Source organism: Streptomyces sp. NPDC090045, assembly GCF_044747975.1.
Taxonomy (GTDB): Bacteria; Actinomycetota; Actinomycetes; order Streptomycetales; family Streptomycetaceae; genus Streptomyces.
This window is the reverse complement of record NZ_JBIVFA010000026.1, coordinates 19,158-33,678: the sequence shown is the minus strand read 5'-3', so window position 1 is coordinate 33,678 and position 14,521 is coordinate 19,158. Positions and strand designations below refer to the sequence as shown.

At 71.4% G+C, this 14,521-nt stretch carries 15 protein-coding genes; 8 read left to right on the top strand and 7 right to left on the bottom strand.

Annotation, left to right across the window (positions count from 1 at the left end):
* Positions 1-353: 353 nt before the first annotated feature.
* On the top strand, positions 354-1,943 hold the full coding sequence (locus ACIPYQ_RS39380; RefSeq protein WP_401259295.1) for an alpha/beta hydrolase: 1,590 nt from the start codon (positions 354-356) through the stop codon (positions 1,941-1,943).
* A gap of 117 nt (positions 1,944-2,060) precedes the next feature.
* Here ACIPYQ_RS39380 and ACIPYQ_RS39375 read toward each other — a convergent pair whose 3' ends face one another.
* Positions 2,061-3,302 (bottom strand): FAD-dependent oxidoreductase, encoded by a 1,242-nt coding sequence (locus ACIPYQ_RS39375; protein ID WP_401259293.1) that lies wholly within the window; start codon positions 3,300-3,302, stop codon positions 2,061-2,063.
* A 99-nt stretch (positions 3,303-3,401) separates the two neighbouring features.
* Here ACIPYQ_RS39375 and ACIPYQ_RS39370 point away from each other — a divergent pair, with 99 nt between their 5' ends.
* Both ACIPYQ_RS39370 and ACIPYQ_RS39365 read left to right on the top strand, forming a co-directional pair.
* Positions 3,402-4,406: a helix-turn-helix transcriptional regulator gene (locus tag ACIPYQ_RS39370; protein WP_401259292.1), complete on the top strand. Its 1,005-nt coding sequence runs from the start codon at positions 3,402-3,404 to the stop codon at positions 4,404-4,406.
* 335 nt (positions 4,407-4,741) lie between these two features.
* Entirely contained in the window at positions 4,742-5,098 is a 357-nt protein-coding gene (locus ACIPYQ_RS39365; RefSeq protein ID WP_401259291.1) for a hypothetical protein, read from the top strand.
* Between the two features lie 173 nt (positions 5,099-5,271).
* On the opposite strand, the gene ACIPYQ_RS39360 is transcribed toward ACIPYQ_RS39365, so the two are convergent.
* On the bottom strand, positions 5,272-6,567 hold the full coding sequence (locus tag ACIPYQ_RS39360) for an SMI1/KNR4 family protein (RefSeq protein ID WP_401259289.1): 1,296 nt from the start codon (positions 6,565-6,567) through the stop codon (positions 5,272-5,274).
* A 364-nt stretch (positions 6,568-6,931) separates the two neighbouring features.
* The gene (locus tag ACIPYQ_RS39355; RefSeq protein WP_401259288.1) at positions 6,932-7,399 is read right to left on the bottom strand and encodes a VOC family protein; all 468 of its coding nucleotides are present in this window, start codon (positions 7,397-7,399) and stop codon (positions 6,932-6,934) included.
* A gap of 97 nt (positions 7,400-7,496) precedes the next feature.
* Here ACIPYQ_RS39355 and ACIPYQ_RS39350 point away from each other — a divergent pair, with 97 nt between their 5' ends.
* Entirely contained in the window at positions 7,497-8,078 is a 582-nt protein-coding gene (locus ACIPYQ_RS39350; RefSeq protein ID WP_401259360.1) for a TetR/AcrR family transcriptional regulator, read from the top strand.
* 186 nt (positions 8,079-8,264) lie between these two features.
* Here ACIPYQ_RS39350 and ACIPYQ_RS39345 read toward each other — a convergent pair whose 3' ends face one another.
* The 3 genes from ACIPYQ_RS39345 to ACIPYQ_RS39335 form a co-directional block, all read right to left on the bottom strand.
* The gene (locus tag ACIPYQ_RS39345) at positions 8,265-8,789 is read right to left on the bottom strand and encodes a GNAT family N-acetyltransferase (RefSeq protein WP_401259286.1); all 525 of its coding nucleotides are present in this window, start codon (positions 8,787-8,789) and stop codon (positions 8,265-8,267) included.
* 70 nt (positions 8,790-8,859) lie between these two features.
* Positions 8,860-9,006 carry a hypothetical protein gene (locus ACIPYQ_RS39340; RefSeq protein ID WP_401259285.1) on the bottom strand — a complete coding sequence of 49 codons (147 nt, stop codon included), beginning with the start codon at positions 9,004-9,006 and terminating at the stop codon, positions 8,860-8,862.
* Positions 9,003-9,647, bottom strand: coding sequence for a TetR/AcrR family transcriptional regulator (locus ACIPYQ_RS39335; protein ID WP_401259284.1), 645 nt, complete (start codon positions 9,645-9,647; stop codon positions 9,003-9,005). Before ACIPYQ_RS39335 ends, ACIPYQ_RS39340 begins: the two co-directional genes overlap by 4 nt.
* A gap of 118 nt (positions 9,648-9,765) precedes the next feature.
* On the opposite strand from ACIPYQ_RS39335, the gene ACIPYQ_RS39330 reads away from it, so the two are divergent.
* The 4 genes from ACIPYQ_RS39330 (at position 9,766) to ACIPYQ_RS39315 (ending at position 13,510) form a co-directional block, all read left to right on the top strand.
* Complete coding sequence (locus ACIPYQ_RS39330; protein ID WP_401259282.1) at positions 9,766-11,460, top strand: ABC-F family ATP-binding cassette domain-containing protein; 1,695 nt, start codon at positions 9,766-9,768, stop codon at positions 11,458-11,460.
* A 59-nt stretch (positions 11,461-11,519) separates the two neighbouring features.
* On the top strand, positions 11,520-12,437 hold the full coding sequence (locus tag ACIPYQ_RS39325; RefSeq protein ID WP_401259281.1) for a virginiamycin B lyase: 918 nt from the start codon (positions 11,520-11,522) through the stop codon (positions 12,435-12,437).
* A gap of 144 nt (positions 12,438-12,581) precedes the next feature.
* Positions 12,582-12,959, top strand: a complete 378-nt coding sequence (locus ACIPYQ_RS39320) for a PadR family transcriptional regulator (protein ID WP_401259280.1) — start codon at positions 12,582-12,584, stop codon at positions 12,957-12,959.
* A complete protein-coding gene (locus tag ACIPYQ_RS39315) occupies positions 12,956-13,510 on the top strand; it encodes a hypothetical protein (RefSeq protein ID WP_401259279.1) in 555 nt (184 codons plus the stop codon). The genes ACIPYQ_RS39320 and ACIPYQ_RS39315 overlap by 4 nt, the downstream gene beginning before the upstream one ends.
* 235 nt (positions 13,511-13,745) lie before the next feature.
* Here the strand turns inward: ACIPYQ_RS39315 and ACIPYQ_RS39310 are convergent, their stop codons facing one another.
* Positions 13,746-14,105 (bottom strand): SH3 domain-containing protein, encoded by a 360-nt coding sequence (locus ACIPYQ_RS39310; protein ID WP_401259277.1) that lies wholly within the window; start codon positions 14,103-14,105, stop codon positions 13,746-13,748.
* Positions 14,106-14,521: the final 416 nt, after the last annotated feature.

Sequence of the window (14,521 nt, the reverse complement as noted above, 5' to 3'; positions counted from 1 at the left end):
GGCGGTGCCGCGCTGGCCGGCCGGCCAGGCGAGCGTCAGGCGCAGGCCTCTCGAGGGGCGGCGTCCCGGGTGCGGCCAGGGGCTTGACGGTCAGTCCGAACGTGCCGGCGGACAGGGCGGCGAGGGTGTCGGCGTCTTCGTCGGTGGGCCAGCCGGGCAGGCCGGTCCTCTGTCGGGCTGGCGCGGTCCGGCCGACGCGTCGTCAGGCCCACTGCCGCGTGTCGGCCAGCTGGCCGGATATCGCGTGGTACGTGAGTTGTACAAGGAGTGGCCCTTACGGGGGATTCGTCCCGCCCGCCGATGCAACACGGTGGGGCAGGCACGCAATCTCCGAAAGAGGGGGCACCGCACGTATGAAGCGCCTCGCACCGCTGTTGGCGACCGCCGGACTTATCGCAACCACCCTGTCCCAGCTGGCCGTTCCCCAGGCATCCGCTGCCCAGTCCACCCCCGAGTACATGAGCCAGAAGCCCGCCTGGCACCGCTGCAGCGCAGACAAACCGGCGGCCTACGAGTGCGCGGTCCTCAAGGTCCCGCTCGACTACGAGCGCCCCCAAGGCCCCACGATCGACCTCGCGATATCCCGGGTGAAGAGCGAGAACCCGGCCAAGCGGCACGGCGTCATGCTCCTCAACCCGGGCGGACCCGGCACCACCGGACTCCACCGGTCGATGCGGATGAGCACGGAGATGCCCAAGGACGTACGGGATCGCTACGACCTCATCGGCTTCGACCCGCGCGGTGTCGGGGCCAGCAGCCCGATCACCTGCGGGCTGGGCCAGACCGAGAAGGGCATCGGCGGGGCGTACCGGCCCGAGCGCTTCGCCTCGGACGTGGCGTGGGCGCGCAGCGTCGCGGACAAGTGCCGTGAGAAGGCCGGTGACGTGCTCCCGTACATCACCACCCGCAACACGGCCCGCGACATGGACGTGATCCGCGCCGCGCTGGGCGAGCGCAGGATCTCGTACCTGGGCTACTCGTACGGGACCTACCTCGGCGCGGTGTATTCCCAGATGTTCCCGCAGCGGACGGACCGCTTCGTGCTGGACAGCGCAGTGGACCCGCACCGCGTCTGGCGCGGCATGTTCCAGGTGTGGGCGACCAGCTCCGGGCCGGCCTTCGAGCGGTGGACGCGCTGGGCGGCGGAGCGTTCGGCCGAATACGGCCTCGGCGCGACCCCCGAGGCGGTGTCCGACACGTTCTGGGCACTGGTGGCGCGCGCCGACCGGGAACCGATCGACTACTTCGGGCAGAAGATCACGGGTGACGACATCCGGGACCCGGGAGTGTTCTACTCCCCGGTTGAGGCCTCGGTCATCACGAGGTCCCTCAAGGCCGCGGCCGAGCGGACACCCCTGCCGGCGGACGCCGGGGTGCCGGACGTGAAGAGGCTCCTCGCCGGCGGCCGGGGGGCCACCGGGCCGGATACCGACACGGCGGCCGCCCCGGCGCCGGGCGACGGGCCCGCCCCGGCGGACGCCCCCGGTGACAACGCCACCGCCGTCTACTGGTCCGTGGTGTGCGGGGACACGGAGAACTGGCCGCGCGACCCCGAGCAGTACGCGCGGGACGCGGTCCAGGACAAGGTGAAGTACCCGCTGTACGGGGACTTCGCGTCGAACATCAAGCCCTGCGCCTTCTGGCAGCGGCCGTTGGAGGCCGCGACGCCCATGACGCACCAGGCGAAGGTGCTGACCGTGCAGAACGAGTGGGATCCGATGACCCCGCTCAGCAGCGGTCAGGGCCTGCACCGTGCCCTGAAGGGCTCGCGGATGGTGTTGGCGAAGGGCGGGCAGGGCCACGGCGTGTACCTCATCGACCCCACCTCCTGCGCCAACGGCCCCGTCAACACCTACCTCACCACGGGCCGGCTCCCCGCGAGGGACGTGACCTGTCAGAGTCCGCTCCGCGACCAGGAGCCGAAGGGGTCGCCAGCGCCGTGAGCCCTGCCGTCGTCCAGGCGCAGCCGCTGGAAGCGGGGACGTGGCCCGGCGCGGTGGAGCCGGACGGCGATGACGGCGGACGCGAGGGCTGAGCCGCGCGGCTTGCGCCGATATGGATCATCGATGACGCAGCCGGGCTGCAGCGGCCAGGATCGGGGTGGTCACGGTGGTGGCGGCGGCGCCGAGTGTGGTGTCGGTGGCCAGGATCAAACGGACCGTTCTCATGGCGAGGGTGAGGATCTCGCTGCCGCGCCGGCGCATGCCCGCCTCGAATTGGTTCACGGCCTCGGCCGTCGTCGTATCGCCGTCAGTGACGCGGCCCAGGTGCTGGAGCAGGGCGGCGGCATCGCGTATGGCCGCGCCGGCTCCCATTCCGGCGGTGGGCGGTGTCGCGTGGACGGCGTCGCCGAGCGCGGTGATACGGCCCGTAGGCCATGGCGCGAGCTCGGTGGCACGGGTCGAGGCGGCATTGAAGCGGTACGCGGCCACGCTGTGCGGGTCGGCGCGGGCGATGACTTCAAGGGTGTGCTCGGCCCAGCCCTGCTGCCGGAACCGTCCCAGCAGCGCGGCCTGCAGCTCGCCGTCGCGTAATGCGCGCAGGGAGTCGGTCGCGTGGGATTCGGGGAACATGGCGCCCCAGATATAGGTGGGACCGGTGGTGACGGACATCCGCAGCTCGGGGGCGTCGAGTACCGCGTTGCCGACCGGGTCGAGGAAGCCGACGTACAGCGCTGCACCCCGTGGGCCGATCGCCAGCCCTGATCGTGGTCCGAGCCGTTGCTGTTCACCGGGACTCAGGTCAGTGCGGAGGGTACGGCCGGAAAATCCGATGATGCCTGCCGGGCTGTTGGTCCGGCCTCCCGCCAGGTGTTGGGCAACCAAGGAGTGGGTGCCGTCCGCGCCCACCACCAGATCCGCCGGGACAGGTGCGGCGTCGGTGAACAGTACGCGGGGTGCGCCGTCGTCGCCCTGGCCGACGTCGGACACCGCCCGCCCCAGGTGCAGGTCGTCGCCGACCTCCTCGGCCAGCAGTGTGCGCAGGGTGATGCGGTCGACGTCGATGCTGGGATCGCCGCTGAGATCCGGCCCGTGGCCGAGGAGTCGGCCGCGACGGTCCCAGAACGCGTCGCGGTCGCGCAGCCGCAGCGCCGAGGCCGATGCCAGCAGCCGCCGCATGGTCTCCGGCGCCACCAGCTCCCGCAGTGCCGACTGGGCCCGCTCGTCCAGGGTGATGTGGTAACCGCCTGTCGCCGCCACGTCGGTGTCGCGGTCGAACACCGCCACCTCGAACCCCCTGCGGCGCAACCCCGCCCCCAGTGCGAGTCCACCGATCCCGCCACCGACCACGACAACACGCATACCTGACCGTCCTTTTCCACCACTGCTTTGCCTGCACGGGCACTCCACGGTGACACCGGTAGTGGACACCGAGTGGCCACTACCGGGCATGATGGGACGATGGCGAGCACCTCACGACGGGCATTGCGGCTCCTGTCCCTGTTCGGATCGCGCCGCCTGTGGCCCCTGCGCGAGCTCGCCACCGCGCTCGGGGTCAGTGAGCGCACCGTCCGGCGTGACATCGAGACCCTGCGCCAGCTCGGATATCCGATCACCACCGTCCACGGGCCCGATGGCGGTTACCGGCTCGGCGCAGGGCACACCCTCCCTCCGCTGGTGTTCGACCACGATCAGGCCCTTGCGGTCGCGGTGGCCCTGCAAACCGCGCCCAGTACGGTGTTCGGCCTGAGGGACGACGCGGCGCGGGCGCTGGTCACCCTGGAACAGGCCATGCCCGCTGCGCTGCGGGAATCGATGAAATCCCTACGCCTGACCAAGTTGCGGAACTACTGGGAGTTCCCGGCGCCCCCCATCGACTCGACCGTGCTCACCGCCGTGGGGGCCGCGGTGCGCCACCGCCACGCACTCGTGACCGAGACGCTGCGCGCCGACGGCTCACGCCCCGAAACCGGCGACGACGACTTCCTGCCCGCCCGCCGCATCGAGCCCCACCATCTGGTCGTCTGGGCCGGCCGGTGGTACCTGGTCGCCTACGACCTTGGAGACCACCAGTGGCGAGTACACCGTGTCGACCGGCTCCGCACCCGCCCCACGACACACCGCTTCGGTCCGCGCCGGCTCCCCCATGACGACCTCGCTCACTTCGTCATGAGCAGTCACGAGCGCGGCGATGCCCCCGCCGCCTGGGAGTGCACCGGCAGTGCCCGGCTCAACTTGCCGGCCGGCGTCGTCGCCCGCTGGGCACCGAGCGGCTCCGTCGTTGAACACCTCGACACCGAGCACTGCCGGCTCACCCTCGGCGCCTGGTCCTGGGCCGGCATCGCCGGGATCCTCGCCACCTTCGATACCGAACTCACCGACCTCCACCCGCCCGAACTCGCACAGGCATGCCACCGACTTGCCTGCCGATTGGCCGTCGTCGCGGACACCGAAAAAAGGCCGTAGTCATCTCTCATGGTCCTTTCGCTGCCATCGCGCCCGTACACGGAGCGGCGCGCTCTCCTGGAGCAGCTGCCACCTGGACGCTCTGCCCGATGACCACCGACCACCGACCTGGCCAAGGCGCGGGAATGGCTTCAGGCCCGGACGGATGTGTCTGGGGTGGAGGGCATCGTGGGAGGGAACACGCCGGTCCACGCATGGACAACGGGGATCGGCCGTCCCCGGCGGTGTCAAGTCCCGAAATCCCGGTGCATGACCCCGCGGGGGTGGCTCCGGCCTACTGGAACCGAGGCCAAGGGCGTCGTATGGGAGCCCTTCACTACCAGCGGGAGAAATCCATGGCTCGCAAGATCCGGAAGAACTCCGTGCGCCTGAAGGTCGCGACGATCGCGGCGGCGGCCGTGGCGGTCACGGGAGGCGTCGTCCTTCCCGCCACGACGGCGATGGCGGACCCGACGACCGAGGAGATCACCGTCTCGTTCGAGCCGGACCCCCCAGCGGACCCGGTGGTGACCTGGGGATACACCCCTCCGGCGGAGCCGCTGGACATCCCGGAGAAGGCCCCGCCGAACCCTTACGAGGAGCCGGAGGCCCCCGTGACCTGGGGGTACACCCCTCCGGCGGAGCCGCTGGACGTTCCGGACAAGGCCCCGCCGAACCCTTACGAGGAGCCGGAGGGCCCCCCGGCGGAATGAGCCGCTGAACATTCCGTACGCGAAGCCGACGGGTTCGCAGCGCTGCCGTGCGGTGACCATCGCACGGCAGACCTGTCACGCTCAGTGCCGACCGCATCTGTGACTTGGCGCTGTAGTTGGCTCCTCTGGCCAACTACAGCGTTCAGCTCTCCTAGGGCGTGCGTCCCCGCTGGCTAGATCGGAGGTCCGAGGTCTCCCGCGAGGAGCGTTTGTGTGATCTTGGGTCGGTCCCAGAGGGCCAGGATCTCGTTCGCGAGGGCTGCAACGGGCAGGTGGTTCTGGTCCCGCACCTTGATGGCTGCCGCCTTCAGAGTGCGCGGGACGGCTCCGGCGTCCAGGAGGACGCGCCATTCCTGGGCGCCGATTTCCAGGAACTCCAGTCCGGTGAGCTGAGCGATCTCCAGGGGGTCGGCCAGTGTGCCGGGCATGGCAGTCAGGGTGCGTAGGCGGGGCAGTCCGACGACGGGCGCAAGGCTGAAGGGTATGCCGTCCCAGGCTCGGATGGACAGGACTTCCAAGGCGGGATGGGCGGCAGCTTGGATGGTCTCAAGGCATCCGATGCCGACTTCGGCCTCGGCGGGAAGCTTGTCTCCGCGGCGGCCACGGGGTTCTTCCCGCATCCGGCCCAGGACGAAATCGGTGAGGGAATCGGCCACCAGGCAGGCACCGAGGCTCTGCTCGTGGTCGACCAGAATGACCTGCCCGAAGTAGCCGGCGGGGCCGGGGGTCAGGTCGACGGCGAATTCGTCGCCGCCGTTGCTCCCGAAGCCGATCCAGCCAGGCGATCCGGCCAGGCCCTGCACCGCGACGTCGGGCGCGATGCCGACCGTACGCGTAGCGCCGTGATCCCAGCCGGGGTGACGCACTGCTGCGTCGACGCTGTACAGGTGCCCCAGGCCGGAGAGCTCGCAGCCGACCGCCTCGCCAGCACGCTCCGCCTCCTCGAAATCGAACTCGTCGTCGTCGCCGTACACCTGTGTCACCCGGTACAGCACCTTGAGCTCATCGGACAACGTGACGCCAAGGCGCGTCTCCGCCGCGGCGATCTCCTCCTCCGTCGCTCCGACCGCGCTGGGCAAACGCTCGCGCAGCGTCCGCTCCAGCAATTCCGGATCCGCCGATGGCGCCGGCACCGCTCCGGGCGTCGGATCGGGATGGCGAAGCCACGGCTCGGCAAAAGAGCCTTCTACCAGGACCAGCACCCCCAGGTCCGGGTAACCGAGAGCCGGCTCCACGACCGGGCTCGGCCAGACCAGGCCGAGCGTGGTCTGACCATCCGGCTGGGCTTCCGCGCTGAACGCGATCTCCTGAACTCCGCCGCGCGCGAGCGCCCGCTGAATGTCCTCCACCGCGGTCCGCGATGTCGGCGACATGGATCCCCGGTACGCAAGGCTCGTGCCGTATTGGCTGATGCGCCCTGCGACACGCGCCGGCCGGGCGGCACGCCGATCCGTGTCGTCGTCCAGCATGAGCCGGAGAACAGGCTCCCAGGTGGCGAAGTTGGATACCGATGACAAGGGGGGTCTCTGATCAAGCATGCGCAGACCGTACGCGGGCCCGCTGACATCAGGAGGCACCGGAGCCCACACGCCGGGGGGACAGCCACGCCCCTGAGCCGTACGTGCCAACAAGCGTGCACACGCCGGGCCGACTACGGTGCTCAGGGGCCAACTGTCGTGCTCAGTCACAGCACCTACGGCCGATGACCGGAGCGTGGCGCTCGCAAAGGAAATCGAGCATGCGTTTCATTGGGGGTGCGAGACCGCCGTTCCGCTTCCCCGAGGACCTGATCACGCTGCGCCCGGTGGTCTGTTGACCGCACTGACTGATGGATCAGGTCGACACGGGGAATGAGGCGTCGGTGTACCGGGCGGCGTACTCCTCGCTGGGCGGGACGACGGTGATGACGTCGATCAGGACACCGTCGGGGGCGGCGATGATGAAGTGGCGCTGGCCGAACTCCTCCGTACGCAGTGGCAGTACCTCGGGAAGGCCGGCCTCCGCCACGAGCCGCTGGTGCTCGGAATCCACGTCGTCGACCTCGAAGTTCAGCAGCAGGCCGCCCCGGAGCGCGACCCGGTGGCCCTCGGGGACGGTCGGGTGGGCGTGGTCGAGGAGCGCCAGCTCGTACTGCGGGGCGTCGGGGCGGCGCAGACTGACGTACCAGTCCGCCTCGAAGGTCACCTCGAACCCGAGGTGGTGGGTGTAGAAGTCGCGGGAGGCTGCCACGTCCCGGGTGGCGAGCACCGGGTAGAAGCCGCCGAGCTTGGTCGTGGGCGTGGTCGTGGGTTCGTCCGTCATGACAGAGGTCCTTCAGCTCCATTTCCCATACCCAGGGTATGTGAACCGTGGCGTTAGCATACCCCCGGTATGCGAAATGGAAAGGGCGGTGCGCGCGATGGCGGTGAACCGGGCGGAGCAGCGGGCGGCCACGCGGCAGGCGCTGCTGGCCGAAGGGCGGCGCCGGTTCGCCGCCGACGGGTACCACCAGGTGGTGCTGGCCGAGGTGGCGCGGGCTGCCGGGGTGACCAAGGGGGCCGCCTACCACCACTTCGACAGCAAAGCGGGGCTCTTCAGGGCCGTCGTCGCCAAGGTCCAGCAGGAACTGGGCGAGCGGGTCGCGTCCGCAGCCGAGCGGTACGAGGACCCCTGGGAGCAGCTCCGGGCCGGCTGCCGGACCTTCCTGGCCGCGGGGACCGACCCGGCGGTGCGACAGATCCTGCTGGTCGACGCGCCGACCGTGCTGGGCTGGGACGAGTGGCGGGAACTGGACGAGGAGTCCTCCGCCCGGCACCTCGCGGAGGCCCTGACGGCACTCGCCGCAGCCGGGATCATCGCCGATCAGCCGGTGGAGCCCCTGGCCCGGCTGCTCTCGGGGGCGATGAACGAGGCCGCGCTCTGGATCGCGCGAGGCGGAGACCCGCAGGCCACGGAGCAGGCACTCGACCGGCTCCTGGCGGGACTGCGCACCCCGGCCTAACCTCTCGCGCAGACGCTCAGTGCCTTTTCGAGTGGGTGCAGAGAAGCCACGCCTCCACATGCCGCTGCGGGGTGGTCGGGGGTGGACTCCACGCCGGCCGCCGCAGCTGGCCGCCATGCCCCACAGCCGGTCCCGCTCCACCTCGTCCACGCCGAGGCCTCATCCGGTTGGCGGGGCTGAGACCGTTCACACCCAGGTCTGGAGCAGCTGCCCCGGCCAGAGCGAGCCGTCCGACCGCAGTTGCTCGAACTCAACGGTCGCGGTGAAGCCCAACTCTTCGTATTCGCGCACGCGGCGGCCGTCCTCACTGGTCCAGCAGTGCGTCCGCAGCAGCCGTGCGCCCCGCTGGGCGGCCTCGGCGCGGGCGTCCGCGACCAGGGCCGCCATGGTGAAGGGTCGATACCTCACCCGGGTGACAAGGAAATGCAGGTAGAGCTCGGGCTCTTCGGCTTCCGGAGCGAACTCCGGAGCCGTCTCGGTGAGCACGGAGCCGCCCGTGACGCGGGTCAGCACGTCCCAGCAGATTCTCATCTGTCCGGCCCGGGCGTGGCGCAGCACCTGCTCGACGATCGGCGGAGGGTCCTCCCGGTCCGTTTCTTCCCACAGGTAGTGGTCTCGCTTCGGGACCAACCAGGAGCTGTGCTCGTGCAACATCGCGAGGAAGTCCCGAACCTCATCGGGGCCGCCCTCGGAGACCTTCATATCGATCATGGTGCCTCCGACCGGATCCTCCAGCAGCAGAAGATCATCCTATTGCCGCGGCCCGCACCTGCCTCAACAGCTACCTCCACGCTCGGATCTGGCAGGGCCGCGACACCCCGAAGAAGGCGGTGGCGCGGCGGTGCAGGTCCGGCAGCCGTGGGCCGATCGCGGTGGCGACCGCCTCGTCGCCGGGGCGGCCGGCTGCGGGCGCCGTGTCCAGGGTCATGGCGGCGTGCCGAAGGTGCCGGCGCGAGCCGCCGCGGTGGTGGCCCGGGCGGCGCGGTGCGGGAGGGTCGGGTCGGGGGCGGCCCGGATCAGCAGCAGCTCGTGATAGAGCGGGGCGGTCGCCGCGACGAGCAGGGCCCGGCTGTCGGCGGGGCCGGGCAGTTCGCCCCGGTCGGCTGCCCGGGTGACGACCACCGCGCACCGTGCGTAGCGGTCCTCCCAGAAGCGTGACAGCGCCGCCGCCGCCTCCGGCGAGCGGAATCCGGCGGCGATCAGAGCCGTGGTCAGGTTCGGCCCGCCACCCGCCAGTGCCTCGTACACCTCCTGGTTGAGGACGGTCAGGTCGCCTTCCAACGACCCGGTGTCCGGTGGGGTCCACGTGTCGTCGGAGGCGGTGTCGAGTACGTCGGCCAGCAGGTGTCCGACGTCGCGCCAGCGCCGGTAGACGGTCGTGCGGTGGACGCCGGCGCGTGCGGCGACCGCGTCGACCGTCAGCCCGTCGTACCCGGCCTCCAGGAGCAGGGCGCTCACCGACTCGAGCACCTGGGTGCGGACGCGGGCGCTCCGGCCGCCCGTCCGGCGCCGCTTCGTGGCCGTTTCCTGTCGGCCGGAATCTTCGCTTGCCTGCGTGGGGGAATCCATGTCAGCATTTTAACGCAACATTCGTCGCCTTAAAGGAGAAGTCCCGTGGTCATCCACCGCGTTGCCGCCCACCACACCGCCGCCGTGACCCCCGCCCCCGAACCCCTGGAGCCGCCCTGTGACCGCACAGCTCACCGCCTCTGACCTCACCAAGTCCTACGAAGGCCGCCTGGTCCTCGACTCCGTCGACTGCTCCGTCCCCGCCGGTGAACGCCTCGGCATCGTCGGCGAGAACGGCTCGGGCAAGTCCACCCTGCTCCGGCTGCTGGCCGGAGCCGAGCGCCCCGACCGCGGCGAGGTCGTCCTGCACGCCGAAGGCGGCGTCGGCTACCTCGCGCAAGAGGAAAGCCTCCCCCCGCACCTGACCGTCCAGCAGGTGGTCGACCGCGCCCTCGCCGAGCTGCGGGCCCTGGAGCGGGAGCTGCGCCGGCTGGAGGCCCGCATGGCCGGCGGCGACGCCACCGCCGCGACCCTCACGGCGTACGCCGAAACCCTCACCGCCTTCGAACTGCGCGGCGGGTACGACGCGGACGCCCGCGTGGAGCGTTCCCTGTACGGCCTCGGTCTGCCGGGCCTGCCCCGCGAGCGCACCGTCGGCAGCCTGTCCGGCGGCGAGGCCGTACGCCTGCGCCTGGCCGTACTGCTCGCCGCCGCCCCGGAGGTGCTGCTCCTCGACGAGCCCACCAACCACCTCGACGGCGCCGCCCTGACCTGGCTGGAGGACCACCTGCGGGCCCGGCGCGGCATCACGGTCGCCGTCTCCCACGACCGGGCGTTCCTGGAACGCGTCGCCACCTCCCTATTGGAGGTCGACGGTGACCTGCACAGGACCGTGCGGTACGGCAACGGCTACGCCGGCTACCTCGCGGAGCGCACCGCCGAGCGGCGGCGCCGCGCCGAGGCCCACACCGCCTGGCGGGCCGAGGCGGCCCGGCTGCGCGAGGCCGCCGCCGTCACCGCCCGCCGGGTGGCGCCCGGCCGGGCCATGAAGGACGGCAACAAGATGGCGTACGACCGCGCTGCCGGCCGGGTCCAGCAGTCCCTCGCGAGCCGGGTCCGCAACGCCGAGGAACGGCTCGCCCGGCTGCTGGCCCGGCCGGTGCCCGCACCCGCGGACCCCCTGCGGTTCACCGCCGTGCCGCGCACCGCCACCGCCACCACCGCGGCCGGGCCCGGGGCGCCCGCCGGGCCTGCCGGGCCTGCCGGGGTCGGCGACGCGCGACGGGTGCTACTGGCCGCGGCGGGCGTCGCGGTCCAGGGGCGGCTCGCGCCGGTGGACGTGACCGTGCCGGCCGATGGCCGGCTGCTGGTCACGGGCCCGAACGGGGTAGGCAAGAGCACCCTGCTGCACGTTCTGGCCGGCGCCCTGGACCCTGACCTCGGGCAGATCGTCCGCCACGGCCGAACCGGGCTGCTGGCCCAGCACACAGACGCCGGCACAGGCCGCGGGACGCTGCTCGCCGCCTACGCCGAGGGCCGCCCCGGGACTCCCGAGGAGCACGCCGAACGGCTCCTGTCGCTGGGCCTGTTCGCCCGCGACCGGCTGTCCGCTCCGGTCGCCTCCCTGTCCGTCGGGCAGCGGCAGCGGCTGGCCCTGGCCCGCCTGGTCACCGAACCGGCCGACATCCTGCTGCTGGACGAGCCCACGAACCACCTCTCCCCCGCGCTGGCGGAGGAACTGGAGGAGGCGCTGGCCCGGTTCGCCGGCGCCGTGGCCGTCGTCAGCCACGACCGGCGGCTGTGCGCCCGCTGGCCGGGCGACCGGCTCACCCTGCGCGCCCCGGCGCCCGCCGCAGCCGGAGCCCGCCCGTGACAGCCGGCAGGCCGCTCCTCCCCACCCCACCCCTCCTCTCCCTCGAAGGGACGCCCCGCTTGACCACCTCCGTAAGCCCGCTCGGCACCCTCACCCCGCCCACCGCCGGCTCCGGCCCGTACGCGCTCACCGTCGGGCCGGACGGCCATCTGTGGTGCACCCTCGTCCACGCCGGGCGCATTGCCCGCCTCACCCCGTCGGCCGGCCGCGTCGAGGAGTTCGCACTGGACTCCCCCGACTGCGGCCCCACCCTGGTCGCCTCCGGACCGGACGGCGCGCTGTGGTTCACCCGGTACCGCGACCACCGGATCGGCCGGATCACAGTCGACGGCGAGACCCGCTCGTACGCGCTTCCCGGCGGCGCGGGCGGGCCCTACGGGATCGCGGCCGGGCCCGACGGCGCCGTGTGGTTCACCCTGACGAACACCGACCGCATCGGCCGGATCGGCCCGGACGGCGAGGTCCGCGAGTTCCCTCTGCCGTGCGAGGGGGGATTCCCGTCCTCCCTCACGGCGGGACCCGACGGAGCCCTGTGGTTCACCCTCAACCAGGCGAACGCGATCGGCCGGATCACCGTCTCCGGCGAGGTCCGCCTCCACCCCCTGCCCACACCCGGCGCCGCCCCGGTCGGGATCGCGGCCGGCCCGGACGGGAGCCTGTGGTTCGCCGAGATCGGCGCCGGACGGATCGGACGGCTCACGACCAGCAGGACAGGCGTGGAGATCACCGGGTTCACGCTGCCCGAAGCCGACTGCCGCCCCCACGCCGTCGCGGTCGCCCCGGACGGGACCTGCTGGTTCACCGAGTGGGCCACCGGCCGGATCGGCTCCGTCACCCCGAACGGGACGATCACCGAGCACCCCCTCACGCACCGAGACAGCGAACCCCACGGACTCGCCTTCGGCCCGGACGGCACGCTGTACGTCGCAGAAGAGCACGGCGGCATCTCCAGGTGGGAGGTACACCACACCGCCTGAACCTGCCGTTTACGTCCCGCCTGAACTCTCTCAGTACGAGTCGTCATTTCCGGGACTGCGGCTGATGCGGCGGGTCCTGCCCGGAGTTCCTGGCGTTCCCGATTCTCTTGTGGTGCAAGGTACTTGCTGATTATCTTGTACCGCATGACAAAGGAACTGTCCGCGGCCGGTGACCAGCGGCGCAGTCAGCTCCTGCGCGGCGTGCTCGACCTGTGTCTTCTCTCGCTGATCGCCGAACGGCCCAGGTACGGCTTCGAGTTCGCCGAGGCGCTCGGCGCCGGCGGGCTGGAGCTGGTCAGCGACGGCAGCATCTACCCGCTGCTCGCCCGCATGGAGCGGGCCGGGCTCATCTCCTCGTACCGCGCCCCGTCCCCCAGCGGCGGCGCCCCGCGCAAGTACTACCGCCTGACCGAGGCGGGGCACGCCGAACTGAGCAGCGGCCGCGCCGGCTGGCACGCCTTCGCCGGGCCGGTGGGCCGCATCCTGACCGCCACGGAACCCACGGGGGGAACCACACCATGACCAACGCGCAGATCCTCTCCGCCTGCCGCACCAACTGGGAGTACCGGGGGATCGACGAGGCGTCCGTGAGGGAGATGCTCGACGAGCTCTCCGCGCACCTGGAGGACGCGCAGACAGCCGGCCGCACGGGGCAGGACGTCGTCGGGGGCGACGTCCGTGCTTTCGCCGCCGCATGGGCGCGGGCACGCGCCCCGCTCCCGCGCCGGGTGCTGCGCGCCGCGTCCCTGGGGTGCTTCGTCACCGGCGGCGTCCTGCTGCTCTCGTACCTGACCCGGTGGACCACCAGCCTGGAAATGACCCCCGGCTACATCGCCTTCTGGGCGGTACTCGGCACGGCCACCGTCGTCTGGAAGCTGCGGCGCGGCAGCCTCGGCATACGCCGCAGCTGGGCCGTCGCCCTCGCCGCCGCCCTGCCCGCGGCGCTCCTCACCCGGCTGGCCGGCGACGCGGTGCTGTTCGAACTGCCGCTGTGGGCGGCACCGCTCCTGCTGCTGCCCGGGGTGCCGTACGCCGCCGCCGACGTACGGGCCAGGAAGCGCAGCCGAGCCTGAGCACCGGGGCCGGCCGCGGTGCCCCTCCGTGCCGGCCCGCGCAACGTCTTCCGCTCGTGCTCGACCGCCGAGATCGACAACGTGATGACGGTTACGACAGGGAGCAACCCCCGGCAAGGACACCGGTGGCGGCCCGAGCCAGAAGCGGTGCTGAACCACCGCCACCGCCACCGCCTTTGGCGGTGGCGGTCAGGTCCGGAGGGCCTCGGTAGGCAGCGTCCAGTGCTGGTGGTTGTCAGTCGAGCTGCATGGGCACGTTGATGTACTGCGCGGCGACCCACCCCTTCTTGCCCTTGTGGGCGCCGGACTTCACCGTGACGTAGCCCCAGGCGCCCGGCTTGTCATTGCGGCCCTTGTTGCACTGCCAGTACACATCGGTGCCCTTGGCGAGCAGGCCGGTGGCCGTGTAGCCGGTGCCCGGACCGGTGCGGAAGTTCACCGCCGTGTACACGTCAGTGTTGATCTTGATCTGGTGGGTACAGGCTCCGCTGCCGATGGTGGCGGCACTGGCAGCAGAGGCGGTGGCGACCGAACCGCCCAGCAGCAGCGCGCCGGCGGTCGCCACGGTCGCAAGGCGGCGAGTAAGCATGTTCATGTGCAAGTTCCTCCTGATGCCGTCGGACCGAACTCGTTCGCGGAAACCTACCTTCGCCCCGTAGCGATACGCCGAGGGGAAGAGGGTGAAGGAGGTCAGAAGCGCGACAGGTTCGCCGTGATTCAGCAAATGATCTTACGTGAACGCTGGGGAGTTGACGACCAGCCGGGTACGGTGACGGCAGCCGAGAGGGCCCCGCACTCCATCGGATACGTTCATCCTGGGTGAGGGTTCCGTGCGTGTGGCCGCCCACCGCCAGGGGCTCACCGACTTGGTTCCGTTCGCAAAGTCACCGTGCTCCGAGGGAAGCGGTGACGGGTCTCGAGCAGGAAGTGGAACGCGAATGGGGCCGCATCACTCTCTGCTCCCCCGCCGAGGGCGTCGGCCGGGCCCCTGCCGACATGCCGCCCCGGACC

Coding starts and splice junctions, on each gene's coding strand:
- ACIPYQ_RS39375 (WP_401259293.1), bottom strand. CDS start 3,302: ATGCGTGTTGTCGTGGTCGGTGGCGGGATCGGTGGACTCGCACTGGGG.
- ACIPYQ_RS39315 (WP_401259279.1), top strand. CDS start 12,956: ATGACCAACGCGCAGATCCTCTCCGCCTGCCGCACCAACTGGGAGTAC.
- ACIPYQ_RS39355 (WP_401259288.1), bottom strand. CDS start 7,399: ATGACGGACGAACCCACGACCACGCCCACGACCAAGCTCGGCGGCTTC.
- ACIPYQ_RS39365 (WP_401259291.1), top strand. CDS start 4,742: ATGGCTCGCAAGATCCGGAAGAACTCCGTGCGCCTGAAGGTCGCGACG.
- ACIPYQ_RS39380 (WP_401259295.1), top strand. CDS start 354: ATGAAGCGCCTCGCACCGCTGTTGGCGACCGCCGGACTTATCGCAACC.
- ACIPYQ_RS39350 (WP_401259360.1), top strand. CDS start 7,497: ATGGCGGTGAACCGGGCGGAGCAGCGGGCGGCCACGCGGCAGGCGCTG.
- ACIPYQ_RS39360 (WP_401259289.1), bottom strand. CDS start 6,567: ATGCTGGACGACGACACGGATCGGCGTGCCGCCCGGCCGGCGCGTGTC.
- ACIPYQ_RS39340 (WP_401259285.1), bottom strand. CDS start 9,006: ATGACCCTGGACACGGCGCCCGCAGCCGGCCGCCCCGGCGACGAGGCG.
- ACIPYQ_RS39335 (WP_401259284.1), bottom strand. CDS start 9,647: ATGGATTCCCCCACGCAGGCAAGCGAAGATTCCGGCCGACAGGAAACG.
- ACIPYQ_RS39370 (WP_401259292.1), top strand. CDS start 3,402: ATGGCGAGCACCTCACGACGGGCATTGCGGCTCCTGTCCCTGTTCGGA.
- ACIPYQ_RS39345 (WP_401259286.1), bottom strand. CDS start 8,789: ATGATCGATATGAAGGTCTCCGAGGGCGGCCCCGATGAGGTTCGGGAC.
- ACIPYQ_RS39320 (WP_401259280.1), top strand. CDS start 12,582: ATGACAAAGGAACTGTCCGCGGCCGGTGACCAGCGGCGCAGTCAGCTC.
- ACIPYQ_RS39310 (WP_401259277.1), bottom strand. CDS start 14,105: ATGAACATGCTTACTCGCCGCCTTGCGACCGTGGCGACCGCCGGCGCG.